Annotated in this window: 27 protein-coding genes and 1 rRNA gene; 27 read left to right on the top strand and 1 reads right to left on the bottom strand. The window is 71.9% G+C overall.

Annotated features, from left to right (window positions below):
* The first annotated feature begins 68 nt into the window (after positions 1–68).
* From rrf to NZH93_RS33965, 19 genes are all read left to right on the top strand, one after another.
* Positions 69–185: ribosomal RNA gene (gene rrf, locus NZH93_RS34055) — 5S ribosomal RNA — on the top strand.
* Between the two features lie 98 nt (positions 186–283).
* Entirely contained in the window at positions 284–2704 is a 2421-nt protein-coding gene (locus tag NZH93_RS34050; protein ID WP_259627384.1) for a hypothetical protein, read from the top strand.
* Positions 2701–3492 carry an HAD-IIA family hydrolase gene (locus NZH93_RS34045; protein ID WP_308214269.1) on the top strand — a complete coding sequence of 264 codons (792 nt, stop codon included), beginning with the start codon at positions 2701–2703 and terminating at the stop codon, positions 3490–3492. The genes NZH93_RS34050 and NZH93_RS34045 overlap by 4 nt, the downstream gene beginning before the upstream one ends.
* Positions 3493–3847: 355 nt before the next feature.
* Complete coding sequence (locus tag NZH93_RS34040) at positions 3848–5041, top strand: streptophobe family protein (RefSeq protein ID WP_259627383.1); 1194 nt, start codon at positions 3848–3850, stop codon at positions 5039–5041.
* Positions 4953–5630: a response regulator transcription factor gene (locus NZH93_RS34035; protein WP_259627394.1), complete on the top strand. Its 678-nt coding sequence runs from the start codon at positions 4953–4955 to the stop codon at positions 5628–5630. The genes NZH93_RS34040 and NZH93_RS34035 overlap by 89 nt, the downstream gene beginning before the upstream one ends.
* Entirely contained in the window at positions 5627–7021 is a 1395-nt protein-coding gene (locus NZH93_RS34030; RefSeq protein ID WP_259627382.1) for a sensor histidine kinase, read from the top strand. Before NZH93_RS34035 ends, NZH93_RS34030 begins: the two co-directional genes overlap by 4 nt.
* A gap of 484 nt (positions 7022–7505) precedes the next feature.
* Positions 7506–7679, top strand: coding sequence for a hypothetical protein (locus NZH93_RS34025; RefSeq protein ID WP_259627381.1), 174 nt, complete (start codon positions 7506–7508; stop codon positions 7677–7679).
* 4 nt (positions 7680–7683) lie between these two features.
* Positions 7684–8493, top strand: coding sequence for a TlyA family RNA methyltransferase (locus NZH93_RS34020; protein ID WP_259627380.1), 810 nt, complete (start codon positions 7684–7686; stop codon positions 8491–8493).
* A complete protein-coding gene (locus NZH93_RS34015) occupies positions 8490–9386 on the top strand; it encodes an NAD kinase (RefSeq protein ID WP_259627379.1) in 897 nt (298 codons plus the stop codon). The genes NZH93_RS34020 and NZH93_RS34015 overlap by 4 nt, the downstream gene beginning before the upstream one ends.
* A gap of 83 nt (positions 9387–9469) precedes the next feature.
* A complete protein-coding gene (gene recN, locus NZH93_RS34010; RefSeq protein ID WP_259627378.1) occupies positions 9470–11257 on the top strand; it encodes a DNA repair protein RecN in 1788 nt (595 codons plus the stop codon).
* Between the two features lie 11 nt (positions 11258–11268).
* The gene (locus NZH93_RS34005; RefSeq protein ID WP_259627377.1) at positions 11269–12225 is read left to right on the top strand and encodes a hypothetical protein; all 957 of its coding nucleotides are present in this window, start codon (positions 11269–11271) and stop codon (positions 12223–12225) included.
* Positions 12222–12776: a hypothetical protein gene (locus tag NZH93_RS34000; RefSeq protein WP_259627376.1), complete on the top strand. Its 555-nt coding sequence runs from the start codon at positions 12222–12224 to the stop codon at positions 12774–12776. The genes NZH93_RS34005 and NZH93_RS34000 overlap by 4 nt, the downstream gene beginning before the upstream one ends.
* A gap of 95 nt (positions 12777–12871) precedes the next feature.
* Positions 12872–13450: a hypothetical protein gene (locus NZH93_RS33995; RefSeq protein WP_259627375.1), complete on the top strand. Its 579-nt coding sequence runs from the start codon at positions 12872–12874 to the stop codon at positions 13448–13450.
* On the top strand, positions 13447–14034 hold the full coding sequence (locus NZH93_RS33990) for a hypothetical protein (RefSeq protein WP_259627374.1): 588 nt from the start codon (positions 13447–13449) through the stop codon (positions 14032–14034). The genes NZH93_RS33995 and NZH93_RS33990 overlap by 4 nt, the downstream gene beginning before the upstream one ends.
* 63 nt (positions 14035–14097) lie before the next feature.
* Positions 14098–15282, top strand: coding sequence for a putative cytokinetic ring protein SteA (steA, locus tag NZH93_RS33985; RefSeq protein ID WP_259627373.1), 1185 nt, complete (start codon positions 14098–14100; stop codon positions 15280–15282).
* Complete coding sequence (locus tag NZH93_RS33980; protein WP_259627372.1) at positions 15279–16217, top strand: copper transporter; 939 nt, start codon at positions 15279–15281, stop codon at positions 16215–16217. The genes steA and NZH93_RS33980 overlap by 4 nt, the downstream gene beginning before the upstream one ends.
* Positions 16218–16342: 125 nt before the next feature.
* A complete protein-coding gene (gene pyrG / locus NZH93_RS33975; protein WP_259627371.1) occupies positions 16343–18043 on the top strand; it encodes a CTP synthase in 1701 nt (566 codons plus the stop codon).
* The gene (locus NZH93_RS33970) at positions 18040–18666 is read left to right on the top strand and encodes an NUDIX domain-containing protein (protein WP_259627370.1); all 627 of its coding nucleotides are present in this window, start codon (positions 18040–18042) and stop codon (positions 18664–18666) included. Before pyrG ends, NZH93_RS33970 begins: the two co-directional genes overlap by 4 nt.
* A 738-nt stretch (positions 18667–19404) precedes the next feature.
* The gene (locus tag NZH93_RS33965) at positions 19405–19800 is read left to right on the top strand and encodes a DUF2752 domain-containing protein (protein ID WP_259627369.1); all 396 of its coding nucleotides are present in this window, start codon (positions 19405–19407) and stop codon (positions 19798–19800) included.
* Here the strand turns inward: NZH93_RS33965 and NZH93_RS33960 are convergent.
* Complete coding sequence (locus NZH93_RS33960; protein WP_259627368.1) at positions 19789–20358, bottom strand: NINE protein; 570 nt, start codon at positions 20356–20358, stop codon at positions 19789–19791. The genes NZH93_RS33965 and NZH93_RS33960 overlap by 12 nt on opposite strands.
* A 79-nt stretch (positions 20359–20437) precedes the next feature.
* Between NZH93_RS33960 and NZH93_RS33955 the strand changes: the two genes are divergently transcribed.
* The 8 genes from NZH93_RS33955 (at position 20438) to NZH93_RS33920 (ending at position 25722) form a co-directional block, all read left to right on the top strand.
* Positions 20438–20713, top strand: coding sequence for a hypothetical protein (locus tag NZH93_RS33955; protein WP_259627367.1), 276 nt, complete (start codon positions 20438–20440; stop codon positions 20711–20713).
* Positions 20710–21612, top strand: coding sequence for a site-specific tyrosine recombinase XerD (xerD, locus tag NZH93_RS33950; protein WP_259627366.1), 903 nt, complete (start codon positions 20710–20712; stop codon positions 21610–21612). The genes NZH93_RS33955 and xerD overlap by 4 nt, the downstream gene beginning before the upstream one ends.
* A 93-nt stretch (positions 21613–21705) precedes the next feature.
* A complete protein-coding gene (locus tag NZH93_RS33945) occupies positions 21706–22044 on the top strand; it encodes an ArsR/SmtB family transcription factor (protein ID WP_259627365.1) in 339 nt (112 codons plus the stop codon).
* Positions 22045–22163: 119 nt separating this feature from the next.
* Positions 22164–23138 carry a ParA family protein gene (locus tag NZH93_RS33940; RefSeq protein ID WP_259627364.1) on the top strand — a complete coding sequence of 325 codons (975 nt, stop codon included), beginning with the start codon at positions 22164–22166 and terminating at the stop codon, positions 23136–23138.
* The gene (locus NZH93_RS33935) at positions 23135–23467 is read left to right on the top strand and encodes a hypothetical protein (RefSeq protein WP_259627363.1); all 333 of its coding nucleotides are present in this window, start codon (positions 23135–23137) and stop codon (positions 23465–23467) included. Before NZH93_RS33940 ends, NZH93_RS33935 begins: the two co-directional genes overlap by 4 nt.
* Positions 23464–24354 carry a segregation and condensation protein A gene (locus NZH93_RS33930; RefSeq protein ID WP_259627362.1) on the top strand — a complete coding sequence of 297 codons (891 nt, stop codon included), beginning with the start codon at positions 23464–23466 and terminating at the stop codon, positions 24352–24354. The genes NZH93_RS33935 and NZH93_RS33930 overlap by 4 nt, the downstream gene beginning before the upstream one ends.
* Positions 24351–24968 carry an SMC-Scp complex subunit ScpB gene (gene scpB / locus NZH93_RS33925; RefSeq protein ID WP_259627361.1) on the top strand — a complete coding sequence of 206 codons (618 nt, stop codon included), beginning with the start codon at positions 24351–24353 and terminating at the stop codon, positions 24966–24968. Before NZH93_RS33930 ends, scpB begins: the two co-directional genes overlap by 4 nt.
* Positions 24961–25722: a pseudouridine synthase gene (locus NZH93_RS33920; protein WP_259627360.1), complete on the top strand. Its 762-nt coding sequence runs from the start codon at positions 24961–24963 to the stop codon at positions 25720–25722. The genes scpB and NZH93_RS33920 overlap by 8 nt, the downstream gene beginning before the upstream one ends.
* The last annotated feature ends 26 nt before the right edge of the window (positions 25723–25748 follow it).

Raw genomic sequence — 25748 nt, 5'->3', positions numbered from 1 at the left:
GGGTCCAGAAGTGCCCTGTGAGGGGTGGTTCTGGGTTGGTGTGCCTACGGTAGGTAATTTCATAGTGTTTCCGCGGTCATGGCGGAGGGGAAACACCCGGTCCCATTCCGAACCCGGTAGTTAAGCCCTCCTGCGCCGATGGTACTGCACTGGTGACGGTGTGGGAGAGTAGGTCACCGCGGGACAATTATTCCCTGAAAGGGCTTGTGATGGGGGCACATCTTATGTGCTCAAATCACAAGCCCTTTTCGGCGTGTTCAGGCGTGTCCATAGGAGGAATCAGGTGTCCAGGTTCGGGGAACGTCCCGGCGACCGTCAGCGTGGCCAGGGAGACCGACCGCGCCGTTCCGATGGTGGCCCAGCCCAGAGCGACCGCAAGCCGTCCACCGGCGGCCGGGCGACCGGTGCCGAGCGTGCGGCGGGGTATCCGCGTCGTGATGACAAGAACACCAGCTCGGCCGATCGGCCGAAGCGGGACCAGCGCGGGTCTTCCAGCGGTGGTGAGCGTCGGGACTTCAAGTCCCGTGACGACCGTCCGCGCTACGACAAGCCTCGTGGCACCGGTGGCAGCAGCTCCGGGAGTGGTGGCGGTTACCCCCGTCGCGACGACCGTGCGGGCAGCGGCTCCGGCGAGCGCCGCGAGTACAAGCCCCGTACCGAAGGCAGCGGTGGGTACCCGCGTCGGGACGACCGTCCCAGCACGGGCGAACGGCGTGAGTACAAGCCGCGTGACGACCGTTCGGGTGGCGGTGAGCGGCGCGAGTACAAGCCGCGCGATGACCGTCCCCGCTACGACAAGGCACGTGACGACCGCGGTGGCAGCACGTACCGCAAGGACGACGCCCCGCGCAGCGGCGGCTACCAGCGCAGCGACCGGCCAAGCGGGTCCGGTGGGGGCAGCACCTTCAAGTCCCGCAACAGCGGCACCCACCAGCGCGACAACCGCGACGGCCGCCCCGACTTCCGGCCCCGCGTGACGGGTTCCGGCAGCAGCTTCAAGCGCGACGACCGCGCCGGTGGTGGCGAGCGCCGCGAGTACAAGCCCCGCACCGAGGGCAGCGGCAGCTACCCGCGTCGGGACGAGCGCGGTGGTATCTCCAGCAACGGCAACAGCCGCTACCGCAGCACGGACGACAAGCCGCGCTACGACAAGCCGCGCGACGACCGCTCCGGCAGTGGTGACCGTCGGGACTTCAAGCCCCGCACCGGTTCCAGCGGCTACCAGCGCGACGACCGCCCCCGCTACGACAAGCCGCGGGACGACCGTTCCAGTGGCGACCGTCGCGAGTACAAGCCGCGCGAGGACCGTGACAGCGCTCCGCGCCGGGACGACAGCGGTGGCAGCGGTTACCAGTACCGCGACAGCAAGTCCGCGGCTGGCGAGCGGCGTGAGTACAAGCCGCGGGACGACCGCGGTGGCGAACGTCGGGAGTACAAGCCCCGTACCGAGAGCAGTGGCGGTTACCCGCGTCGTGACGATCGTTCCGGCAGCGGTGAGCGCCGTGAGTACAAGCCGCGCACCGAGGGTGGCAGCGGTTACCCGCGTCGGGACGACCGTCCCAGCACGGGTGAACGGCGTGAGTACCAGCCGCGCGAAGACCGTGGTGGCGAGCGTCGCGAGTACAAGCCGCGGGACGACCGCGGCCCGAGCAGCTACCAGCGCGACGACAAGCCGCGCTACGAGCGTGCGGGTGGCGAGCGTCGGGAGACCTCGTCGCGGGAAGACCGTCCCCGCCACGAGAAGCCGCGGCACACGAAGGCGCCTCGCGCCGACGTCCCGCGTGACGATCCCGGCAAGGACGACAAGCGCGAGGAGCGCAGCCGTCAGCGGGCCGCCCGGTTCCAGGAGCGCACCCCCCAGTACGGGTCCGGTGAGGCCACCGGGTCGGCGGACGAGCCCGTTGTCGACGTGAAGGCCGACGCCGAGACCGTTGACGCCGTCGAGGCGCCCGAGCAGGAGTCCGCTCCGGCCGCTCGCGACGCCGAAGAGGGCTACCAGCGGGCCCGTGCGCCCGAGCTGCCGCCCGAGGCGGACATCTCGGCGCTCGACCCCGAGATCAAGGGCGAACTGCGCGGCCTGCCCAAGGGCCTCGCGGAGATCGTCGGCAGGCACCTGGCCGCCGCGGGCCTCCTGGTCGACACCGACCCGGTGCTCGCGCTGGAGCACGCCCGCTACGCCCGCGGCAAGGCCGCGCGCATCGGTGTCATCCGCGAGGCCGCGGGCCTCACCGCGTACCACGCGGGCGAATGGGCCGAGGCGCTGTCCGAGCTGCGCGCCGCGCGTCGCATGTCCACCGGCACCGGCCACATCGCCGTGATGGCGGACTGCGAGCGCGCGCTGGGCCGTCCCGAGCGGGCGCTGGAACTCGCCCGCGAGGTCCAGGGCCAGCCGCTGACGCCGGACGAGGCCGTCGAGCTGCGGATCGTCGCGGCGGGCGCTCGTCGTGACATGGGCCAGTTCGACGCCGCCGTGGTCGCGCTCCAGGGCGACGACCTCGACCCGAAGCGCCGCGACCCGTGGAGCGCCCGGCTGTTCTACGCGTACGCGGACAACCTGGAAGCGGCTGGTCGCGCCGAGGAATCCGTACAGTGGTTCCTCCACGCGGCGGAAGCCGACGACGAGAACGAGACGGATGCCGCCGAGCGCGCGTTCGGGCTCGGGATCATCGAAGAAGACGATGACGAGGAGACCGCGGAGCAGTGACCGAGACGTTGTTGGCACGTTACGACGCCCTGCTGCTCGACCTCGACGGCACCGTGTACCGGGGCAAGGAACCGGTACCGGGCGCGGCTGACGCCGTGGCCGTCGCGCGATCCCAGGGTGTCGGCATCAGGTTCGTGACCAACAACGCTTCGCGGGCTCCGCAGCTCGTGGTGGACCACCTCGTCGAGATCGGCTTCCAGGCCGCTCTCGACGAGGTGAGCACCAGCGCGCAAGCGGCGGCGGCCATGCTGGCCGAACGCCTGCCCGCCGACTCGGCGGTGTTGGTGCTCGGCACCGAAGCGCTCGCGGACGAGGTCCGCACCGTCGGCCTCCGCCCCGTGCGCGAGGCCACCGACGAGGTCACCGCCGTCGTGCAGGGCCTCTCCCAGGACCTGGGCTGGCGCGAACTCGCGGAGGCCTGCGTCGCCATTCGCCGCGGCGTCCTGTGGGTCGCCTGCAACGCGGACGTCACCCTCCCCACCGAACGCGGCCTGCTGCCCGGCTGCGGCGCGCTCGTCGCCGCCCTCAAGGCCGCCACCGACCGGGAACCGCTCATCGCGGGCAAACCGGCGACCCCGCTGCTCGAACAGGCGGCCAAGTCGCTGGGCGCGGAACGCCCCCTCGTGGTCGGCGACCGGCTGGACACCGACATCGCGGGTGCCGTCAACGCGGGCATGGACTCCCTGCTCGTGCTCACCGGCGTCTCCACCGAAGCCGACGCACTCGCGCTGCCCGCGGACCGCAGGCCCACCTACATCGCCGCCGACCTCTCGGTGCTGCTGACCTAGACGGCTTGAACGCCGGGGTCCCGATCACGGCTCACGACCTCTGCCGCGTCTCGAAACCGAGGCGCGGCAGAGGTGTTTTCGCCTGCCCCCACCTCGTGGCTCGGCACGGCCGGAACCAGAGGTCCCCCAGGCGTGAGGGCCCCCCGAATTCGAAGCTACGGCAGGGGTCCGACAGTTTTTGGGGGTTGGTGGTCGGTCTGGTGACACCTTCCGGTGAAATCCTGGGGGTTTGCTGGGGAGTTCCGCTTGTGCGGTCGGGTTTTCCGGGGCTGTCCACGTGGTTCGCGCTTGGTTCCCAGCGGGCGCCCAGGAAACGTCCAGGGTGGCGCGATGTGGCGCGAATACGTTGCGTCCCATGGGAAACGGGGCGGTGCGGGGTGGTCTGGGCGGTGTGGTGATCGGGGGTGCGGCGTTCGTCGCGATGGGGGTCGTGGCCGCTGTCGGGGTGGCGTTGTCGGGGTTCGGGTCGGTGGTCGGGCGGGCGGTCGCGGTGGTGGCGGCTGCTGTCGGGGTGCCGTTGACGGTGGTGCCGGAACTGCCCCAGACCGCGTCGGTCGACGTTCGGCTGCACGTCGTCGCGACCGGCGTCACGGCGGTCGGTGTGCTGGTCCTCGTGTTGGGGTTCCGGCGGTGGCCGGGGGTTGAGGTGCTGGCCGGTGCGGCCTGCGCGTTCGCGGTGCTGCTGGGGACCGCGATCGTGGTGGCCGGTGGGGGTGGGGTGGTCGCCGAGCCGTTGGTCGCGGTACTGGCTGCGGTGCTCGGAGTCGTCGCGGTGTGGGGGCTCTGTCGAGTGCCTGCCGTGCTGCGGCCCGCGTTCTCCGCGACGGTGCTGGTGTTGGGCGTGACGTTGTTGGTCGTCACGGCCGCCGGTGCCGTGGTCGCCCAGGTGCAGGACGGGCGGGTCGTGGGCGCGGTGTTGTTGTTGGCGCCCAGCGCGTTGTTCGCCGCGATCACGGCGGGGATCGGTGTGCCCTGGGCGGTCGACGTCGATCCGCAGGTCGTGAAGATGCTGGGCGGGGTGCTGCCCGAGTTGCCGTCGGTGGACCTGCCGACGTGGCCGTTCACCGTGCTGGCGGTCGTGCTGCTGCTGGTGTGCGGAACGCTCGCCGCCGCCCGGACCGCCGTCGAGGACGCGACGGACCTGGTGCTGCGCAACGCCGCCGCGTCGGGGCTGGTGTTCGGGGTCGTGTCCGTGGTGATGGTGCTGCTGGCCTCGGCGAGCGCGGACCTGAGGCTGGCGGTGCGGGGGTTCGTCCTGCTGGAGACCAGCGCGGGCGTCCGCGGGTCGGTGTGGACGGCGGTGCCGCTGGGGCTGGTCGCGGGAGCGCTGGCGGGTGCCGCGGGTGCGTTGCTGCTGCTCGCCGCCCGCCGCGTGGACGGTACGTACGCTGGTCGGACCGGTGAGGGGGGAGCTGCGGATGGCGTCCAGGGAGCACCACGGGCGGGCGGTTCGGCTGCTGGTGGTCGAGGACGACCCGACGCTGCGGGAACTCCTCGCCGCGAGCCTGCGGTTCGCGGGGTTCGAGGTCGGGACCGCGGTCGACGGTGAGGCGGCGCTGGAACTGGCCGAACGGGAGCCGCCGTCGCTGGTGGTGCTGGACGTGATGCTGCCCGACATCGGTGGTTTCCAAGTGCTGCAACGGTTGCGCCGCGCGCACGGCGAGGACCTGCCGGTGGTGTTCCTGACCGCCCGCGACAGCCCGGACGACAAGGTCGACGGGCTGTCGGCGGGAGGTGACGACTACGTGACGAAGCCGTTCCGGCTCGAAGAGCTGATCGCCCGCATCCACGCCGTCCTGCGGCGCTCCGGCCGGTCGTCCGGACGGGCCGCGGGCGCCCCGCTCGTCGTGGGCGACCTGGAACTCGACCCGAACGCCCACCTCGTGACCCGCGGCGGCGCGCGGGTCGAGCTGTCGCAGACGGAGTTCAAGCTGTTGCGGTACCTCATGGAGCACGCCGACCAGACCGTGGCGAAGTCGCGGATCGTGCGGGACGTGTGGAACCACGACTTCGGTGGCGACCCGAGCATCGTCGAGTCCTACGTGAGCTACCTGCGGCGGAAGGTCGACCGCGGTGACCGGAAGCTGATCCACACGGTGCGCGGCGTCGGCTACGTCCTGCGGACACCCCGGTCGTGACCGCGGTGGGCCGCCTCCCCCTCAGCGCCCGGCTGCTGCTGATCACGGTGGTGCTGCTGGCGATCGGGCTGGTCGTCGCCTGCGCGCTGGTGCTGGCGTCGCTGCGCGCGCCGCTCGTCAAGCGCGTGGACAACCAGTTGTCCGTGGCGACCGAACTGGTGTCCCGGTTCTCGCCGGAGACCGTGGCGGCGCTGCGACCGGGCGCGGAGCCCGCGGCGAACACCGCGCTGGACCTGGTGACCGACGTCCACGTCGTGTACTCGTTCGCGGACGGGAGCCCGGACCGGGCTTTCCGGATCGGACCGCCCGGCGACCCGGTGTCCGTCTTCGACCCCGACGAGTGGCGGGTCCGCGTCGTGCCCGCGCGGTACCCCGGAGGTGACGGCGTCACGCTCACCGTGGCCGCGTCCCTCAAGGACGTGGACGCCGTCGTCGATCGGGTGCGGGTGAACTGCTACCTGATCGGCTCGGTGCTGCTGGCGGTCCTCACCGCGCTGGGGTACTTCGCGCTGCGCGCGGGGCTGCGCCCGCTGAGGCTGGTCGAGGCGACCTCGGCGGCCATCGCGGCGGGTGACACCGGTCGGCGGGTCCCCGAGGTGGCGGCGCCCAGCACGGAGGTGGGCAGCCTGGCCGTCACGTTCAACGACATGCTCGACCGGCTCGACGAGGCCGCGGCGGCGCGAGCGGAGTCGGAGGCCCGTGCCCGGCGGTTCGTGGCCGACGCCAGCCACGAGCTGCGCACCCCGCTGGCGGGGATCAGCGGGTCCACCGAGCTGTACCGCATGGGGGCGCTGCCGGAGCGCGCCGACGTCGACCGGATGATGGACCGCATCGAACGCGAGTCGCGGCGGCTGGAGCGGCTGGTGGACGACCTGCTGCTGCTGGCCCGGTTCGACGAGGCCGCGCCCGCGCCGCGCCTGGAACCGATGGACCTGCGGGCGGTGGCGGTGGACGCGCTGCACGACCTGCGGGCCCTGGACCCGACGCGCCCGGTGGCGCTCACCGGTCCGGGCGGTGGCCCGGTCGGTCCGGCGCCGGTGCTGGGGGACGAGGCGCGGCTGCGGCAGGTCGTCACGAACCTGATCGGCAACGCCGTCCACCACACCCCGGCCGGGACGGCGGTGCGGGTCGGCGTCGGCATGGTGGACGGCTGGGGCGTCGTCGAGGTGGCGGACTCGGGGCCGGGGTTGACCGAGGAGCAGGTCGGCAGGGTGTTCGAGCGGTTCTACCGGACCGACGGGTCCCGCAGCCGGGTGGACGGCGGCGGGTCGGGGCTCGGGCTGGCCATCGCCAGGACGCTGGTGGCCGCGCAGGGCGGACGGCTGACGGCGACCAGCGGTCCGGGCGCGATCTTCACCGTGGCCCTGCCCGGAGCCGAACCACAGGAGTAGGACCGCGACCACGGCCGGGCAGCGCGACCCGCCGGGACCGAGCGGTCCTCGCCCGCCGGGACACTCCCCGTGGTGACTTACAGCGCACCCGATCCAGCGAATCCGGCGGCTTTCGACCGTCGGAACGCGCCGCGCCTCCCCGGCTTCCGGGAAATGCGCCCCGCCGGAACCGGGTGGCCCGCGACCGTGGGAACGCTCCCGCGCCACGCTGGCTCCTGGAGGGCGCGGCGCAGCGGAACCGGGGTGGCCCGCGACCGTCGGAACGCTTCCGCGCCACCCCGCCTCCCGGAAGGCACGACCCAGCGGAACCGGGTGGTTCGCGGCCACCGGAACACGGCTGGACGCCCCGCGTCCACACCGTGGTCACGCGGGGTCCACCCAGGCTTCTACGTGGGTCGCGCCCGGTCGGTTCACCCCTGGCGCGGGAAGCGCGCTACGCCACTCTCGCGCGTGTTCCCGCACGCCGATCCGCTACCGTGAACCCGTGAACGTCGACGTTCCCCTGCCCGGTCCGCCGGTCGATCCCGTGGTGGGCATCGACTCGGCCCTCGCGGGCCTGGAGGGCTTGGAGCACCTGGAGATCGTGGACCACGTGGCGAGGTTCGACATCGCGCACACGGCGCTGACCGCCGCCCTGTCGAGCATCGACAAGGTCTGATCCCGTGCCTCGTAGGTCTCGGCTCGACGCCGAGCTGGTGCGGCGCGGGCTCGCCAGGTCCCGTGAGCACGCCAGCCAACTGGTCACCGACGGTCGGGTGACGGTGCGCGGCACGGTCGCCACCAAACCCGCCACCGCCGTCGAGATCGACGCCGCCGTGGTGGTGCGCGCCGACGTGGACGACCCGAACTGGGCGTCGCGCGGGGCGCACAAGCTGGTGGGCGCGCTGGAGGCGTTCTCCGACATCGAGGTCGACGGCGCGCGCTGCCTGGACGCGGGCGCGTCCACGGGCGGGTTCACCGACGTGCTGCTCCGCAAGGGCGCCCGTCAGGTGATCGCGGTCGACGTCGGTCGCGGGCTGCTGGACTGGCGGCTGCGCACCGACGAGCGCGTCGTCGTCAAGGACAAGACGAACGTCCGCGCGCTCACCCCCGAGGACGTGGGCGGAACGGTCGACCTGATCGTGGCCGACCTGTCGTTCATCTCGCTCAAACTGGTGCTGCCCGCGCTCAAGTCGTGCCTCGACCCCGCGGGTGACCTCGTGCCGATGGTGAAACCGCAGTTCGAGGTGGGCAAGGAGCGGCTCGGCTCCGGCGGGGTCGTGCGCGACCCCGAGCTGCGGGCCGACGCCGTGCTCACGGTGGTCGCCTCGGCCGCCGAACTGGGGCTGCGCCTGCACGGGGTCATCGCCAGTCCGCTGCCCGGCCCCTCGGGCAACGTCGAGTTCTTCGTCCGGCTCCGGCTGGGCGACCCCCTGGACGCGGAAGCCGCCGCCGCGCTCGTCCGAACCGCTGTCGCGGAAGGGCCCCAATGACCGATCGGGAAGTGCTCCTCGTCGTCCACACCGGGCGGCAGAGCAACATCAAGCTGGCCATGGAAGTGGCGCTGCGCTTCGCGGAAGCGGGTGTGCGGCTGCGGCTCCTCGACGAGGAGGCCCCGCAGCTCTACCCGTGCTGCTCCATGAGCATCGTGCCCGCCGACGACAAGGCGGCCGAGGGCACCGAGCTCGTGTTCGTGCTGGGCGGTGACGGCACGCTGCTGCGCGCCGCCGAACTCGCCCGCGCGGCCGCGGTGCCGGTCCTGGGCGTCAACCTCGGCCGGGTCGGGTTCCTCGCGGAAGCCGACTCGGACATGCTGCACGAGGCCATCACGCACGTGATCGAGCAGGACTACCACGTCGAGGAGCGGATGACGGTCGACGTGACCGCGTCCGTCAACGGCGTGGAGCTGGTGAAGACGTGGGCGCTCAACGAGGCCAGCGTCGAGAAGTCCTCCCGCGAACGCATCCTCGACGTGGTCGTGGAGATCGACGGCCGCCCGGTGTCGGCGTTCGGCACGGACGGCGTGCTGTGCGCGACGCCGACCGGGTCGACCGCGTACGCGTTCTCCGCGGGCGGGCCGGTGGTGTGGCCGGACGTGCAGGCGCTGCTGGTCGTGCCGAGCAACGCGCACGCCCTGTTCGCGAGGCCGCTCGTCGTGTCGCCGCGGTCCACCGTGGCGTTCGAGGTCGACCCGAACGGCCACCCCGCGGTGCTGTGCTGCGACGGCCGCCGGACCTACGACCTGCCCGCCGGGACGCGGGTCGAGGTGGCGGGCGGCGAGACGCCCATCAAGCTCGTGCGGCTGCGGGAAGGACCGTTCGCCGACCGGCTGGTGGAGAAGTTCTCGCTGCCGGTGCAGGGCTGGCGCGGGCCATCGGTCGGCTGACGGCACCGCTGGGACACGCGGTCGTGACCGGATTCGCCTCCCGAGGAACCCCACTGTCGGTGCGTGCGGCTAGGGTTCGCCCTGTGTTGGCCGAGATGCGCATCCAGGGCCTCGGTGTGATCGATGAGGCAACCCTAGAACTCGACGCCGGATTCACCGTGGTGACTGGTGAGACCGGTGCGGGCAAGACCATGGTCGTGACCGGGCTCCACCTGCTGGGTGGTGGTCGGGCCGAGGCGTCGAGAGTGCGCACCGGTGCCGACAAAGCCGTGGTGGAGGGCCGGTTCAAGGCACCCGCAGGCAGCCCGGCCGCGAAGGTCGCCGACGAGGTCGGCGGCGAACCGGACGAGGACGGCACCGTGATCGCGGTGCGCACGGTCGGGTCGGACGGCAGGTCGAGGGCACACCTCGGCGGCCGTTCGGTGCCGGTCGGCGTGCTCGCGGAACTCGCGGAGCAGCTCCTCGCCGTGCACGGGCAGAACGACCAGTTGCGGCTGCTGCGGCCGTCGGAGCAGCGGGCGGTCCTCGACCGGTTCGCGGGCGACGACGTGTCCGAGCCGCTCGGCCAGTACCAGCGGCTGCGCGAGGAGTGGCTGCGCGTCGCGAACGAGTTGACCGAACGCTCCGAGCGGTCGCGCGAGCTGGCCCGCGAGGCGGACCTGCTGCGCCACGGCCTCGGCGAGATCGAGGCGGTCAACCCCAAGCCGGGGGAGGACGTCGAACTCGTCGACGAGGCCCGCAGGCTCGCGGACGCCGACCAGTTGCGCGAAGCCGCCACGGGCGCGCAGTACGCGGTCAGCGGGGCGGCCGACGGCGACCCGGACAACCCCGGCGCGCTGGGGCTGATCGGCGAGGCCCGCAGGCGGGTCGCGACGTCGGAGGACCCGGCGCTGCGCGGGCTGGAGGCGCGGCTGATCGAGGCCGCCGCCGTCCTGGCCGACGTGGGCTCCGAGATCGGGTCGTACCTCGACCACCTCGACGCCGACCCGAACCGCCTCGAGACGGTGCTGGCCCGGCAGTCCGAGCTGAAGCACCTGACCCGCAAGTACGCCGCGGACATCGACGGCGTGATCGCGTGGGCCGAGACCGCGAACGAGCGGCTGTCGACGCTCGACACGTCCGACGAGGCGCTGGCCGCGCTGGCGGCCCGTCGCGACGAGCTGGCGGCCGAACTCGCGGTGTACGCGTCCCAGGTCTCCGAAGCGCGCGCGAGCGCCGCCGAGGAGCTGGGCAAGGAGGTGTCGGACGAGCTGACCGGGCTCGCGATGCCGCACGCGAACATCGAGGTCGCCGTGCACGCTCGCGCCGCCGAGAAGGGCGACGCGCAGGCGTTGCAGGTCGGCAAGGTCGTGCTGCACGCGGGCGCCAGCGGCGTGGACGAGGTCGAGCTGCGCCTCATCGCGCACCCCGGCGCTCCCGCGCTGCCGGTGCACAAGGGCGCGTCCGGCGGTGAGCTGTCACGGGTGATGCTTGCGCTGGAGGTCGTGCTCTCGCACTCCGACCCGGTGCCGACGCTGGTGTTCGACGAGGTCGACGCCGGGGTCGGCGGTCGGGCCGCGGTGGAGGTCGGCAGGCGGCTGGCCCGCCTGGCGCGCAGCCACCAGGTCATCGTCGTCACCCACCTCCCGCAGGTCGCCGCGTTCGCGGACCGGCACCTGGTGGTGGACAAGACGGCGGACGGGATCCTCACGCGCAGCGGCGTCCGGGTGCTGGACGAGTCGGAGCGCGTGGTCGAGCTGGCCCGCATGCTCGCGGGCATGGACTCGACGGACACCGGCCGCGCGCACGCCGTGGAACTGCTCGCGGCGGCCAAGGCGGACAAGGACAGCGCCCCCGTGGTGAGGCGCAAGACGCGTAAAAAGGTCACATGAATCCAGCCGGGATGAACCGACGCCTGATCGGCGCGGTCGCGCTGGCGGTGGGCGCGGTCGCGACCGCGGGCGGCGTCCTCCTACCGCTGTACCAGGAGACGCGGACGTTCCCAGGGCAGAACTCGACCCTGGTGGTGACGGCCTTCGGCAGCACCGGGGCGGGGGCGTCCACACCCGGTTTCGGCGTGCCGCTCGTGCTCGCCGCGCTGCTGATGCTCGTCGCCGCCGCGCTGGTGTTCCGCGAGACCCCGTCGACGCCCCTCGGGCGGATGACGGCCATCGCGGGCGCCGCCGTGCTGCTCGGCGCCGCGTGGTCGGTGTACCTGTTCGTCACGAACCAGTCCGCCGTCGCGGTCGTGTCCGTGCCGCCCGGCGGGCAGCTCGTGCAGACGCTCGACCTCGGCCTGATGCTGCTCGGCGGCGGCTGGGTCGTCGGCACGCTCGGCGCCGTCCTCGTGCAGGAGTTGCCCGAGCCCGACACCTCGCGGGACGAGTGGCGGGAACGCGCGGAACGCGTGCGCGAGACGGTCCGGACCAGCGAACGCGTCCGCGTCCCCGACCGCGGGGAGTCCGTGGTGCCGGAGCGGGTCCGCGAGGAGATCCCGGTCCCCCAGAAGTCCCGCGCCGCGGAGCGGACGCGCAAGACACCGCCCGCCACCGACGCCCCGTGGGAGGACCAGCCGCAGCCCGCCCCGTCCGGCGGCAAGCGGCGGCGCAGGCACGCGCTGCGGGAGTCCGACGAGGAGCCGGAGAACGACGAGGCGATCATCTACCAGCTCCCGGACGTGGCCGTCGACGACGTCGCCACCCCGCCGCTGGGGTACCCGGCCGCCGAGTTCGGCCCGCCGGAACCGGAGTCCTACGGCTTCCCGCCCGAGGAGTTCGGCCCGCAGGGGCCTGATGACGAGCCGGAGCAGCAGACCACCCGCGTGACCCTCGACCCGGTCGACCCGCCCGGCCGCTCATGAGGCAGCGGCTCGGCGTGTTCTCGCTGCTGGCCGGCGCGGTGCTCGCGCTGGTGGGCTCGCTGCTGCCGCTGTACCGCCAGGCGTACCGGCTCGCCGAGCAGCTCGAACTCGAGGTGACGGCGTGGAACGTCCGCACCATCACCGGGCCGCGGCCGGAGAGCGACGAGTTCCGGTCGTCGGTGCAGTACGGCGTGCCGCTGGCCGTCGCGGCGGCCCTGCTGGTGCTGGCCGCGCTGTTCCTGCGGAGCCGCCGGTTCGGCGCGGTGGCGAGGTTCCTCGCGGCGGGCGTGCCGCTGATGCTCGTCGGTGCCGCGTGGGTCGTGCTCCAGGTGTACCTGCGGCTGGCGGAGGGCAACCGCCGCGTCGACCCGATCACCCTCACCACGCCGGGTCTCGGCCTGTGGGTGCTGGCGGTCGCCTGCGTCGTCGCCCTCGCCGGAGGTGTGCTCGTGCAGCACTGGCCGGACCGGGAGCCCGCGCCGGAACCGGAACCGGAGGGCGCCGTCGTCCACCGGCTGCCCGACGCCGAGGACCACGAGCAGGTCTCCTAGCCCGGTGGTCGTTCGGACAGGGTGGGTGGTGGGCCGATCGACTTGGGGGAGCGGTGGAACGGGCGAGCGTCGACGAAGGACCCCGGCCGGGGCGCGTGAGGCGCGTCGTCGGCGGGATCGCGCTGGGCGCGGGCGCCGCGCTCGCGGCCGTCGGGGCGACGCTGCCGGTGTTCGTCCAGGTGCTCTCCTTCACCGGGGACCAGGAGACGTTCACGATGACCCTGTGGGGCTTCGAGTCGTCGGTGGACGTCCAGATCGACGACGTGGGCGGGGTCCGCTACGGGGTGCCGGTGGTCGTCGCCGCGGTGCTGCTCGCGGTGTCGGCGGTGCTGGTGCTGGCCGCGCCCCGGCTCCCGGCCCGGTTCGCCGGGCCCACGAGCGTCGCCGCGATCGGTTCGGCCGCCGTCCTCACCGGTTCCGTGTGGACCGTTGGTCAACTCGTGCTGGTGGCGTCCTCGAGGGAGGACACCACCGCCGTCACGTCGTCCGCCGGCTCGGGCATGGCGACGCTCGTGGTCGCCTGCGTCGTCGCGCTGGCGGGAGGCGTGCTGGCGCAGCACTGGCCGGGCCAGGCGTCCGTCGCCCGACCCGAGCCGACGGGCGTGGTCGTCTACCGGCTGCCCGACGAGGACCTGCCCGAGGACCCCGAGGGCACCGGAGGTGGTGGCTCGTGAGGCGGGTCGTGGGGGTGACCGCCCTGCTCGCGGGCGCGGTGCTGACGGCGGCGGGCTCGAGCAGGCCGCTGTACGAGACGACGCGGATCGACAGCGGGTACCGGTCCGCGTACCGGGTGACCCTGTGGGCCAGCGAGTACACCACTCCCGACGGGGTGACCGCGACCGAGGACGCCAAGGTCCTGTTCGGCGTGCCCGTGGTCGTGGCCGCGGCTCTGCTGGTGCTCACCGCGGTCCTGGTGCTCGCGTCGGCCCGGCTCCCGGCTCGGGTGGCGCTCGCGGCACGGGTGGGCTCGGTCGCGGCGGCCGGGCTGCTCGTCGGCGCGGTGTGGTCCGTCGGGCAGAACGTCCTGGCGTCGACCGAGACGAGCGACCTCGTCGGGGGGAAGCTGGTGGCCACCGCGGGCAGCGGGATGTGGCTGCTGGTGGTCGCGGCCGTCGTGGCGGTGGCGGGGTGCCTCCTGGTCCAGCGACGACCGGAGGAGCCCGTCTACCAGCTTCCGGACGACGACGACACCGATACCCCTCCGATGGGTATCCCGATTCACCCATCAGTGTCCACAGAGGAATCATCACCCGGCTGAGCTGCTCATACCGGTCGGCGTGGCACCCCGTCACCCGCCGGTGGATCAGCCACCATCGGACGCATGAAGCTCTCCGGGTTGCTCAGCCGCACGAACCACGACCTGCCGGGCGTCATCGGCGTCGCTCGGGTCGATCGCCGCGCTGGCGACCTGCTGAGGCGGCTGAGTCCGGGCGACGTCGCGGTCCTCGACCAGGTCGACATCGACCGCCGCACGGCGGAGGCGCTCGTCGCCGCCGAGGTGGTCGGGGTGGTGAACGCGTCGCCGTCGATCTCCGGCCGGTTCCCCAACCTGGGGCCGGAACTGCTGATCGAGGCGGGCATCCCGCTCATCGACAACGTCGGCAGCTCGGTGCTGCGCGACGTCAAGGACGGCACGAGGCTGCGGCTGCTCGACGGCGTCGTCTACGCGGGCGAGACCGAGGTCGCGCGCGGCGACGAGCAGAGCGCCGAGTCGATCGCCGACGCCATGATCGAGGCCAAGGCGGGCATGGCCGCGCAGCTCGAGGCGTTCTCCGCCAACACGATCGAGTTCCTGCGCCGCGAACGCGCGCTCGTGCTCGACGGCATCGGCGTGCCCGAGCTGTACGTGCCGATGCGCGACCGGCAGGTGCTGGTCGTCGCGGGCGGGCCGAGCCACGCCGTCGAGCTGCGGCGGCTGCGCAAGTACATCCGCGAGTACCGGCCGGTGCTGGTCGGCGTCGACACCGGCGCGGACACCCTGTTCGACGCGGGCTACCAGCCGGACGTCATCGTCGGCGACCCGGACGGCATCGGCACCGCGACCCTCAAGGCGGGCAAGGAGGTCGTCGTGCCCGCGCAGACCGACGGCCACGCGCCCGGCCTGGAGCGCATCCAGGACCTCGGCATCGGCGCGGTGACGTTCCCGTCGTCCGGCAACGCCGAGGACCTCGCGCTGCTCATCGCGGAGGCCCACGGCGCGAGCCTCGTCGTGACCGTCGGCGTCCAGGCGGGCCTGCGGGAGTTCCTCGACCGCGGCCACTCGGGCTCCAACCCGTCCACGTTCCTCACCCGGCTCAAGCTCGGCAGCAAGCTGGTCGACGGCGAGGCCGTCGCCACCCTGCACCGCAGCCGGGTCTCGTTCGGCGTGATCCTCCTGCTGGTGCTGGCCGCCGTCCTCGCGATGGTCGCCGCGGTGGCCGTGTCCGGCGTCGGCCACGTCTACGTCGACATCGCCGTCGACGCGTTCCGCACCGTCACCGACTGGTCGAAGGGGTTGTTCTCTTGATCTCCTTGCGGTACCACATCGTCTCGATCACGGCCGTCTTCCTGGCGCTCGCGGTGGGCGTCGTGCTCGGGTCGACGGCCATCAGCAGCAGGCTGCTGTCCGGGCTGAGCGACGACAACGGCGCGCTGGGCAAGCAGGTCGTCGACCTCCAGGCCGAGCGCAACGGGCTGAACGCCGAACTGGTCGAGGCGGACCGCTTCGCCACCTCGGTCGGCCCGCTGTCGGTCAAGGGCCAGCTCGCCGACCGCACGGTCGTGCTGGTCACCACCGCCGACGCGCGCCCCGGCGACCGCGACTCGCTGGCCGCGCTGCTGCGGGCCGCGGGCGCCACCGTCACCGGCGAGCTCCAGCTCACCGACTCCTTCGTCGACCCGCACAAGGCCGACCAGCTCCGCGACCTGGTCGCCCGCCTGCAACCCGCGGGCACCCAGTTGCCCACCGCGTCCGACCCCGGCACCCGCGCGGGCGGCCTGCTCGGCACGCTGCTGCTGCTCAACAAGGACACCAACGAGCCGCAGGCCAGCGCCGACGAGATCGCCTCCGCGCTCGGCGGACTGTCGGGCGCGGGTTTCGTGAAGCCCGGCCAGGGCCTGCGGCCCGCCCAGCTCGCGGTCGTGCTCACCGGCGGCGACGTCGTCGGCGACTCGGCCGGTGACCGTGCCGCCACGATCGCCAGGTTCGCCATCCAGCTCGACCGCTCCGGCGCGGGCGCTGTGCTGGCGGGCGGCGAGGGCTCGGCGAACGGCACCGGCGGCATCGGCGTCGTCCGGGCCGACACGGCGGCCACGTCGGTGCTGTCGACCGTCGACAACGTCGACTCGGCCGCGGGCCGCGTCGTCACCGTGCTCGCGCTGCGTGAGCAGCTCGACGGCAAGGCCGGTCGCTACGGCGTCGCGGGCAACGCCGAGGCCCCGTCACCAGGTCAGTCCGGCTGATTAAGCCATTCGAGTGATGTGCTTGCGTGGTGCGTGCGGCGGGTTCCGGTTCGCGCATGTTAGCGTTGTGGCCCGTGGACAGGGGTTATCCCCTTTCGGAAATCTTTCAGACCACGGGAGCCTCGTTGGTGCTTCAAGCACGTACCACCAAGCACGTCTTCGTCACCGGAGGCGTCGCGTCCTCCTTGGGCAAGGGGCTCACGGCTTCCAGCCTCGGCCAGTTGCTGACTTCCCGTGGTCTGCGGGTGACCATGCAGAAGCTCGACCCCTACCTCAACGTCGACCCCGGCACGATGAACCCGTTCCAGCACGGCGAGGTGTTCGTCACCGACGACGGCGCCGAGACGGACCTGGACATCGGCCACTACGAGCGCTTCCTCGCGCGTGACCTGTCCGGCGAGGCGAACGTCACGACCGGCCAGGTGTACTCCGAGGTGATCGCCAAGGAGCGGCGCGGCGAGTACCTGGGCGACACGGTGCAGGTGATCCCGCACATCACGGACGAGATCAAGCGCCGCATCCGCGCGATGGCCGAGCCGGACGCCGAGGGCCTGGTGCCGGACGTCGTCATCACCGAGGTCGGCGGCACCGTCGGCGACATCGAGTCGCTGCCGTTCCTGGAGGCCGCGCGGCAGGTGCGCCACGACGTGGGCCGCGACAACGTGTTCTTCCTGCACGTGTCGCTGGTGCCCTACCTGGCGCCGTCCGGTGAGCTGAAGACCAAGCCGACGCAGCACTCCGTCGCCGCGCTGCGCAACATCGGCATCCAGCCCGACGCGATCGTGTGCCGGGCGGACCGCGAGATCCCGGACGCCCTCAAGCGCAAGATCGCGCTCATGTGCGACGTCGACACGGACGCCGTCGTGGCGGCCGTCGACGCCCGGTCGATCTACGACATCCCCAAGGTCCTGCACGGCGAGGGCCTCGACGCGTACGTGGTCCGCAGGCTCGACCTGCCGTTCCGCGACGTCGACTGGACCGTGTGGGGCGACCTGCTGGACCGCGTCCACAACCCCACCGAGACCGTGCGGGTCGCGCTGGTCGGCAAGTACGTCGACCTGCCGGACGCCTACCTGTCGGTCACCGAGGCCCTGCGCGCGGGCGGTTTCGCCCACCGCGCCAAGGTCGAGGTCGTCTGGGTCCCGTCCGACGAGTGCGAGACCCCGCAGGGCGCGTCCCACGCCCTCGCGGGCCTCGACGCCGTCCTCGTGCCCGGCGGTTTCGGCGTCCGCGGCATCGAGGGCAAGATCGGCGCCATCACCTACGCCCGCACCAGGGGCATCCCCGTGCTCGGCCTGTGCCTGGGCCTCCAGTGCATGGTCATCGAGTCGGCCCGCAACCTCGCGGGCATCAAGGACGCGGGCTCGGCCGAGTTCGAGGAGGGCGGCACGCCCGTCATCTCCACGATGGCCGACCAGCAGGACGTGGTGTCCGGCGAACGCGACATGGGCGGCACGATGCGCTTGGGCGCGTACCCGGCCAAGCTGATCCCCGGCTCGGTCGTCGCGCGGGCGTACGGCGTGAACGAGGTCTCCGAACGCCACCGCCACCGCTACGAGGTCAACAACGCCTACCGCGACAAGCTCTCCAAGGCGGGCTTGGTCTTCTCCGGCACGTCCCCCGACGGCCGCCTGGTGGAATTCGTCGAACTACCCGCCAAGGTCCACCCGTTCTTCGTGGCAACCCAGGCACACCCCGAACTGAAGTCCCGCCCCACCAAGCCGCACCCGCTGTTCGCGGCATTCGTGCGCGCGGCACTCGACTACCGCCTGGCCGACCGCCTCCCGGTCGAACTGGCCGAAATCACCACCGCGGGCGCGAAATGACGGCCGCGGGCTCCCACGAGTTCCGCACGGTTTCCTCACGCGACGTGCACATCGGCCGAGTCGTCGGCCTCCGCGTCGACGAGGTGGCCATGCCCGGCGGCGGAACAGCACTACGCGAAGTCGTGGAACACCTGGGCGCGGTCGCCGTCGTGGCCTTGGACGACGACGGCCAGGTCGTCCTGATCCACCAGTACCGACACCCCCTCGGCCACCGGCTGTGGGAACTCCCCGCCGGTCTGCTGGACTCGCCGGACGAGGTACCGGTGGAGGGCGCTCGGCGGGAACTGGCCGAGGAAGTCGGATTGGACGCTGCTCGATGGTCCACTTTGGTCGATGTCGCGGCTTCGCCGGGGTTCACGGATGAAGTGGTGCGGGTGTTCCTGGCCCAGGGGTTGTCCACTGTGGAGCGTGAGTTGCAGGGGGACGAGGAAGCCGATCTGGTGATCCGCCGCGTGCCGTTGGCTGAGGCTGTGCGGATGGCTTTGGCCGGGGAGATCGTGAACGGGGCGGCGGTGGGTGGGTTGTTGGCGGCACAAGCCGTTGTGGCGGGGGCAGAAGCCCGGCCGGCGGACGCGCCTTGGCCGGACCGGCCGCATACGTTCGCGGCTCGATCTACGTCGTGAGAGGACTCGGGGCCGTTCGGTAGGGCGGCCCCGAGGCTCGCGGTGGTTCTTTTTTGCTCTTGTTGCCTACCACCTACGAAGCCGGACGCCGTCTACGCAGCGTGGCCGATTTTACTTGGGGGATTTGCCCCTTAAACTTGCGCCGGACGGCAGCTTCACCTCTGCCCTTTATTGTCCGGCGAAGGGGCAAATCTAGGGGCCCCAAGTCAAATCGGCCACATCGCCGCTGGGAGTTCGGTGCGTTGCTGTACCACGCTGTGACCCACGGGTATGTCTTTGAGGGGTTCCCCCGCCACCCCGCTCGCGCAATTGTTTCGATGTCTCTTTCGCTTTGTCAAGGCGGGAAAGATGCCTTGACAAAGCGAAAGAGACACGAAGGGCGCTGGGGATGGGGGCGGCGGGGGAAGTGTGTGGCGGGTTAGTTGGGTAGGTCCGGTCCGGTTGCGTGCTTCCACGGTGAGGGGCAGGGACAAGGCCGGGTTGCGAGCGTCCACGGTGAGGGCAGTGGCAGGTCCAGTTGCGAGCGTCCACGGTGAGGGCTGCGGCAGGTCCAGATGGATGCGTCCACAGCGAGGGCTGCGGCAGGTCCGGGTGAGTGCTTCCACGGTGAGGGGCAGGTCCAGCCAGGCGCTCCCACATCGAAGTGCACCGCCAAGCCCACCCGCGAGCCCCACCACTCCCCGCCCGCCCTCCCAATCCCCACCCCACTAAGCCAGACTCATCCCCGAAAGGGGTGTCATGACTGTTGTCGCGCGGTTGCGGAAAGTCGTCACCGGCCCCATCGGAGCCCTCCTGGCCGCCTCCGGGGCAGCAGCCGCGGTGTACTTCACCGACCCCACCCGCCCCGGCTCCTGGCTTCCCCGCTGCCCGTTCAACTGGCTCACCGGTCTCGACTGCCCGGCCTGCGGCTCCACCCGCATGGTCTACTCACTTCTCCACGGCGACCTCGCCGCCGCCTGGCACTTCAACCCCGTGATGCTCATCGCCGGGCTCCCGCTCTTCGCCTGGCTCTGGCTGAGGTGGTTCCAGGCGGACCGCCGGAACACCAAACCACCCCAGGTCTCCCCGCGCGTGGGTCAGGTCGTGATCGTGGTCGGGCTGGTCTGGGGTGTGGTGCGGAACCTAGTCGCGTAGGCGTCGGCCCTGGGCGTCCGTGCCGCCGTTGACCAGCAGCAGGATGCCGTCGACGAGTGCCCAGATGCCGCAGCCGCCGCACGTGAGGAGCTGGGCGATGCCGATGGTCGTGTCGCCCATGTAGAAGCGGCCCACGCCGAAGTAGCCGACGAACAGTTGCAGCACGCCCGCGACGACCTTGGACTTGTCCGAGAGCGGGTAGCCGGTCAGCGGGTCGATGCCGTACGGCGCGAACGGCACCTGGTAGCCCGGTGCCGTGCCGTAGCCCGGTGCGGGGCCGTAACCCGACGGGGGCGTGTACGCGGGTGGGGGTGCGTAGGCCGTGCCGTACTGCGGTGGGGGTGGGGCGAGCAGGAACGGGGGGTGGGGTTGGGGCAGGTCGGCGAAGAGGGAGCCCAGTTCGGTGATGGTCTGGGCGGCCGACGCGTACGCGACGCGCTGCTCGTACTCGCCGATCTCGATCCGCCCGGCGGCGAAGTGGTCGTTGAGGGCGCGGATGGCTTCTTCGCGCTGCTGGTTGCCGATGCGCACGGGGTTCGGCTCGAAAGGTCCTGACACGGCCGGAACGGTAACCGATGACGTGCGGTGGACCGTGCCGGAACGCGCCGGAACACCACGTCCGGCCTACGCTGGACGAGTGCTGGTCGGGATTCCACCTGAGCTGGAGAACCACGCGAACCGGGTCGCGGAGCGGGTGCGGCACGGCCGCCGAGCGCTGCCCCGACCAGTGCCCGTGGGCGCCGCGATCGACCACGGCCCGCGACCGGCAGCGGACCCGCCGTTGGCGCGCAAGGGTTTGCGCCAAGCCACCCACAACCACCCAGCCGTGCACGACCGCCAAGCCGCCCACCACCGCCCAGCCGTGCTGCCCAACCACCCATCCACCCACGCCCGCCCGGCGGTGGACCTGTGACGCTCGCGAGCGTGGTGCGGACGTACCTCGACCACCTGGCCGTCGAACGCGGCACCGCGCGCAACACCCTGGAGTCCTACGGCCGCGACCTCCGCCGCTATACCGAGCACCTCGAGTCGCGCGGCGTCACGGACCTCGCGGCCGTCACCGAGGCGCACGTCGGCGATTTCCTGGCCACACTGCGGGAAAGCGGCCTGGCCGCGTCGTCGGCGGCCCGCACGCTGTCCGCTGTGCGAGGTTTGCACAGGTTCGCCCACCGCGAGGGGGTCGTGCCGGGCGATCCGGCCCGCGACATCGCACCGCCGACGCCGCCGCGGCGCCTGCCGAAGGCGCTGCCGGTCGACGACGTGCTGCGGCTGCTGGATTCCCACCCCGGCGACGACCCCCGTTCGCTGCGCGACCGGGCGCTGCTGGAGCTGCTGTACTCGACGGGCGCGCGGATCTCCGAGGTGGTCGGGCTGGACGTCGACGACGTCGACGCGGGGGAGCGCACCGCGCTGCTGGACGGCAAGGGCGGCAAGCAGCGGCTCGTGCCGGTCGGCAGGCCCGCGCTCCAGGCGCTGGAGACCTACCTCGTGCGGGCCCGGCCCGGTCTCGCGGCCAAAGGTCGTGGCACGCCAGCGGTTTTCCTCAACGCCCGCGGCGGTAGGCTGTCGCGCCAGACTGCGTGGCAGGTCCTCAAGACCGCGGCCGAGCGCGCGGGCATCACGGCGGTGGTCTCGCCGCACACCCTGAGGCATTCCTTCGCCACCCACCTGCTCGAGGGCGGGGCGGATGTTCGCGTCGTGCAAGAACTCCTCGGCCACGCGTCGGTGACGACGACGCAGGTGTACACGCTGGTCACGGTCACCACGCTGCGCGAGGTCTACGCCACCGCGCACCCCCGTGCCACTTCGTGACAATGAGGGTTTCGTGAATATGAGCGATCATTCGGCAGCCGCGGGTACGGTGTCCGCACCTGAGTCCCACCGGAGCGGGAGGTACCGCGAACCGTGCCGAACCTGGACGAGCCGGAGGCCCCGGCCATCGAGCTCTCGGCGGTGCTCCACGCTCTGAGCGATCCCACCAGACTGGCCGTGGTCCGGCAGATCGAGGCCGACGGCGAGCGCCTGTGCGGAGCGATGGCCGTGGACGTGGCCAAATCCACGTTGTCCCAACACCTGCGGGTGCTGCGGGAGGCCGGGATCACCCGGACCCGGTGCTGCGGCAACCAGCGCTGGGTGTCGCTGCGCCGCGATGACCTGGAGCAGCTCTTCCCTGGGCTGCTCGACGTGGTCCTGTCGGCCGCCGCCCGGATGGAGGCGGGTGCGCGGATGGAGGCGGTCCACTGAGCCGTTCGGCTCACGGTAGGCGGAAAACGGTGCGCGGCGCTACGGCGAGGCGCGTTGCCGCTGCCCAGTCACGGCCTTAGGCTGCGCCCAGGTCGAGGACTACGAGGAGTTAGGTTGCGATGTCGACACCGGAGCACGTGGAGGGCAGGGCGTACGACGCTCCGCCGCCGCCGTCGCCCGGTGTCCCCCGCGCGTCCGTCGAGCTGAGCCTCGCCCCGCACGCCGCGCCGCAGCACGACGAAGACGGTCCGGACCAGCAGGCGGGCGAGATCGGCCCGACGGGGAGAGCGCTCCGCTTCACCCCGGACCCGGTGCCGGTCGCCCAGCACGGCCCCGCGAAGATCCTGGCGGTCTGCAACCAGAAGGGCGGGGTCGGCAAGACCACGTCCACGATCAACCTGGGCGCGTCCCTCGCCGAGTACGGCCGCAAGGTGCTGCTCGTCGACTTCGACCCGCAGGGCGCGCTGTCCGTCGGGCTCGGCATCCACCCGCACCAGCTCGACAACACGATCTACAACGTCATCATGGAGCGCGCGGTCGGCGTCCAGGACGTCATCATGGAGACCGGCGTCGAGGACATGCACCTGCTGCCGAGCAACATCGACCTGTCGGCAGCCGAGATCCAGCTCGTGTCCGAGGTCGGCCGCGAGCACACGCTGGTGCGCACCCTCCGCCCGGTCATCGACCAGTACGACTACGTGCTGGTGGACTGCCAGCCGTCGCTCGGCCTGCTCACGGTCAACGCCCTCGCGGCGGCTGACGGCGTCCTCATCCCGCTGGAGTGCGAGTTCTTCTCGCTGCGGGGGGTCGCCCTGCTCATCGACACCATCGAGAAGGTCAGGGAGCGGTTGAACCCGAAGCTGGACATCACCGGCATCCTCGCCACCATGTACGACCCCCGCACCCTGCACTCCCGCGAGGTGATGGCGAGGGTCGTGGAGGCGTTCGGCGACATCGTGTTCGACACGGTCATCAACCGCACCGTGAGATTCCCCGAGACCACGGTCGCGGGCGAGCCGATCACCAAGTGGGCGCCCCGCTCCGCGGGCGCCAAGGCCTACCGCGCGCTGGCGCGCGAGGTGATCGCCAGGTGACTCGTCGCGCCTCTTTGCCCGGCGCGTCCGAACTGTTCCGCCCGACCAGTCTCGTACGCCCTGTCGACCCCGAACCAGCCCCGCCCGCTCCCGCCGCCGTTCCCGACCGGCCGAGCACCGGCAGGCAGAAGCACGACACCAAGATCACCGTGTACGTGTCCGACGAGGAGCTGCTGGCGCTGGAGCACGCGCGGCTGTCGCTGCGCGGCGCGCACGGGCTGGCCGTCGACCGCGGCCGGATCGTGCGCGAGGCCATCGCGGTGCTGCTCGCCGACTTCGAGGAGCACGGGGAGCGGTCGCAGCTCGTCCGGAGACTGCGCCAGAGGTGACCACCCCCGACACGACCCGACAGGAGCCGGCCGAGCAGGACCCCGCTGGGCAGGACCCGGCCGAGCAGGCTCCGGTCGACCCCACCCCCGCCGAACCCGACGCGGGCGACGGCAAGTTCCGGGTCAAGCTCACGAACTTCGAAGGCCCGTTCGACCTGCTCCTCCAGCTCATCTCGGCGCACACGCTCGACGTGACCGAGGTCGCCCTGCACACCGTGACGGACGACTTCATCGCCTACATCCGGGCGATGGGCGACGCGTGGGACCTGGACGAGACGACCGAGTTCCTGGTCATCGCCGCCACCCTGCTCGACCTCAAGGCCGCCCGGCTGCTGCCGCAGGGCGACGTGGAGGACGAGGAGGACCTGGCGCTGCTCGAAGCCCGTGACCTGCTGTTCGCGCGGCTGCTCCAGTACCGGGCGTACAAGCAGGTCGCGGCCCTGTTCGGCGAGCTGGAGAAGGGCGCGCAGCGCCGCTACCCGCGGTCGGTGGCGCTGGAACCGCGCTACGAGGGCCTGCTGCCCGAGGTCATGCTCGGCGTCACGCCCAAGCGGTTCGCCGACATCGCCGCGTCCGTGTTCCGGCCCAAACCGCCGCGCACGGTGTCGCTGACCCACCTGCACGTCGCCAAGGTGTCCGTGCGCGAGCACATCGACTCGATGCGCGCGCTGCTGATCGCGGCCGGTCAGCTCACGTTCAGCGAGCTGGTCAAGGACTGCGAGGAGACACTGGACGTGGTGGCCCGGTTCCTCGGGCTGCTGGAGCTGTACCGCGAGACCGTGCTGGCGTTCGACCAGCCCGACCCGCTCGGTGAGCTGGTCGTCCGCTGGATCGGCGACGAGGACGCGCCGGTGGTCGAGTTCGACGAGGATGAGGAGTACGGGTGACCGAGCCGGTCGTCGCTGAACCGGACCTCCCGGAGGAGGCCGACGCCGAGGTCGTCGAGGTCGGGCCGGACCTCTCGGACGACGCCGAGTTCGAGGGCGCGCTGGAGTCCGTGCTGCTCGTCATCGACTCGCCCGCGAGCGAGAAGCTGCTCGCCGACGTGTTCGGCCAGTCCGTGAAGCGGGTCACCCAGACCCTCAAGAGGATGTCCGCGAGGTACACCGAGTCGGGCAGCGGCATCGACCTGCGTAGAATCGGTGACGGCTGGCGGTTCTACACGCGAGACCGGTACGCGCCCTACGTGGAGAAGCTGCTGCTCGACGGGCAGCGCGCCAAGCTCACCAGGGCCGCTCTGGAGACGCTCGCCGTGATCGCCTACCGGCAGCCGGTCACCAGGGCGCGCATCGCCGCGGTCCGCGGGGTCAACGTGGACGGCGTGATCCGCACGCTCGTCGCACGGGGTCTGATCAGCGAGATCGGTACCGACAGCGACACTGGTGGCATCCTTTACCGCACGACCGAACTGTTCCTGGAGCGGTTGGGCCTGTCGTCCCTGGCGGACCTGCCCCCGATCGCTCCCCTGTTGCCCGAAGTGGATGCGATCGACGATGTCTGAAACCCGTTCCGCGCGACCCAACCCCAACGACGAGGGGATCCGGTTGCAGAAGGTGCTCGCCAAGGCGGGCATCGCCTCGCGGCGGGTCTCCGAGGAGTTGATCGAACTCGGCCGCGTCACCGTCGACGGCGAGGTCGTCACCGAGCAGGGCCGCCGCGTCGACCCGGAGACGGCCGTCGTGCACGTCGACGGCGTCCGCGTGGTCCTCAAGGACGACGTCGTCACGCTGGTGCTGAACAAGCCGCGCGGCGTGCTGTCCACCATGCACGACGACCAGCACCGCCCGTGCGTCGGCGACTACCTGCACGAGCGCCGCGAGCGGCTGTTCCACGTCGGCAGGCTGGACGCGGACACCGAGGGCCTGCTGCTGCTCACCAACGACGGCGACCTCGCCCACCGGCTGATGCACCCGTCGTACGAGGTGCCGAAGACGTACATCGCCGAGGTGCAGGGCCCGGTCGCGAAGGACGTCGGCAAGCGCCTGCGCGCGGGCGTCGAGCTGGAGGACGGCTTCGCGCGCGTCGACTCGTTCAAGCTTGTCGACTCCATGCCGGGCAAGGCGCTCGTCGAGGTGGTCCTGCACGAGGGCCGCAAGCACATCGTGCGCAGGCTGCTGGACCACGTCGGCTACCCGGTCGCGAGCCTGGTGCGCACGCACATCGGCGAGGTGCAGCTCGGCAACCAGCGACCGGGCTCGATGCGGGTGCTGAACCGCCAGGAGGTCGGGTCCCTCTACAAGCTCGTGGGGCTGTGACGGGTACCCACCCCTGAATTCGCCGA

Source organism: Umezawaea endophytica (genome assembly GCF_025061645.1).
In the GTDB taxonomy this organism is placed as follows: domain Bacteria; phylum Actinomycetota; class Actinomycetes; order Mycobacteriales; family Pseudonocardiaceae; genus Umezawaea; species Umezawaea endophytica.
The sequence above is the reverse complement of the archived record's forward strand: the minus strand, read 5'-3'. Positions and strand labels throughout refer to the sequence as shown.

Coding starts and splice junctions, on each gene's coding strand:
- NZH93_RS34040 (WP_259627383.1), top strand. CDS start 3,848: ATGGGAAACGGGGCGGTGCGGGGTGGTCTGGGCGGTGTGGTGATCGGG.
- NZH93_RS34015 (WP_259627379.1), top strand. CDS start 8,490: ATGACCGATCGGGAAGTGCTCCTCGTCGTCCACACCGGGCGGCAGAGC.
- NZH93_RS34005 (WP_259627377.1), top strand. CDS start 11,269: ATGAACCGACGCCTGATCGGCGCGGTCGCGCTGGCGGTGGGCGCGGTC.
- NZH93_RS34000 (WP_259627376.1), top strand. CDS start 12,222: ATGAGGCAGCGGCTCGGCGTGTTCTCGCTGCTGGCCGGCGCGGTGCTC.
- steA (WP_259627373.1), top strand. CDS start 14,098: ATGAAGCTCTCCGGGTTGCTCAGCCGCACGAACCACGACCTGCCGGGC.
- NZH93_RS33970 (WP_259627370.1), top strand. CDS start 18,040: ATGACGGCCGCGGGCTCCCACGAGTTCCGCACGGTTTCCTCACGCGAC.
- NZH93_RS33965 (WP_259627369.1), top strand. CDS start 19,405: ATGACTGTTGTCGCGCGGTTGCGGAAAGTCGTCACCGGCCCCATCGGA.
- NZH93_RS33940 (WP_259627364.1), top strand. CDS start 22,164: ATGTCGACACCGGAGCACGTGGAGGGCAGGGCGTACGACGCTCCGCCG.
- NZH93_RS33920 (WP_259627360.1), top strand. CDS start 24,961: ATGTCTGAAACCCGTTCCGCGCGACCCAACCCCAACGACGAGGGGATC.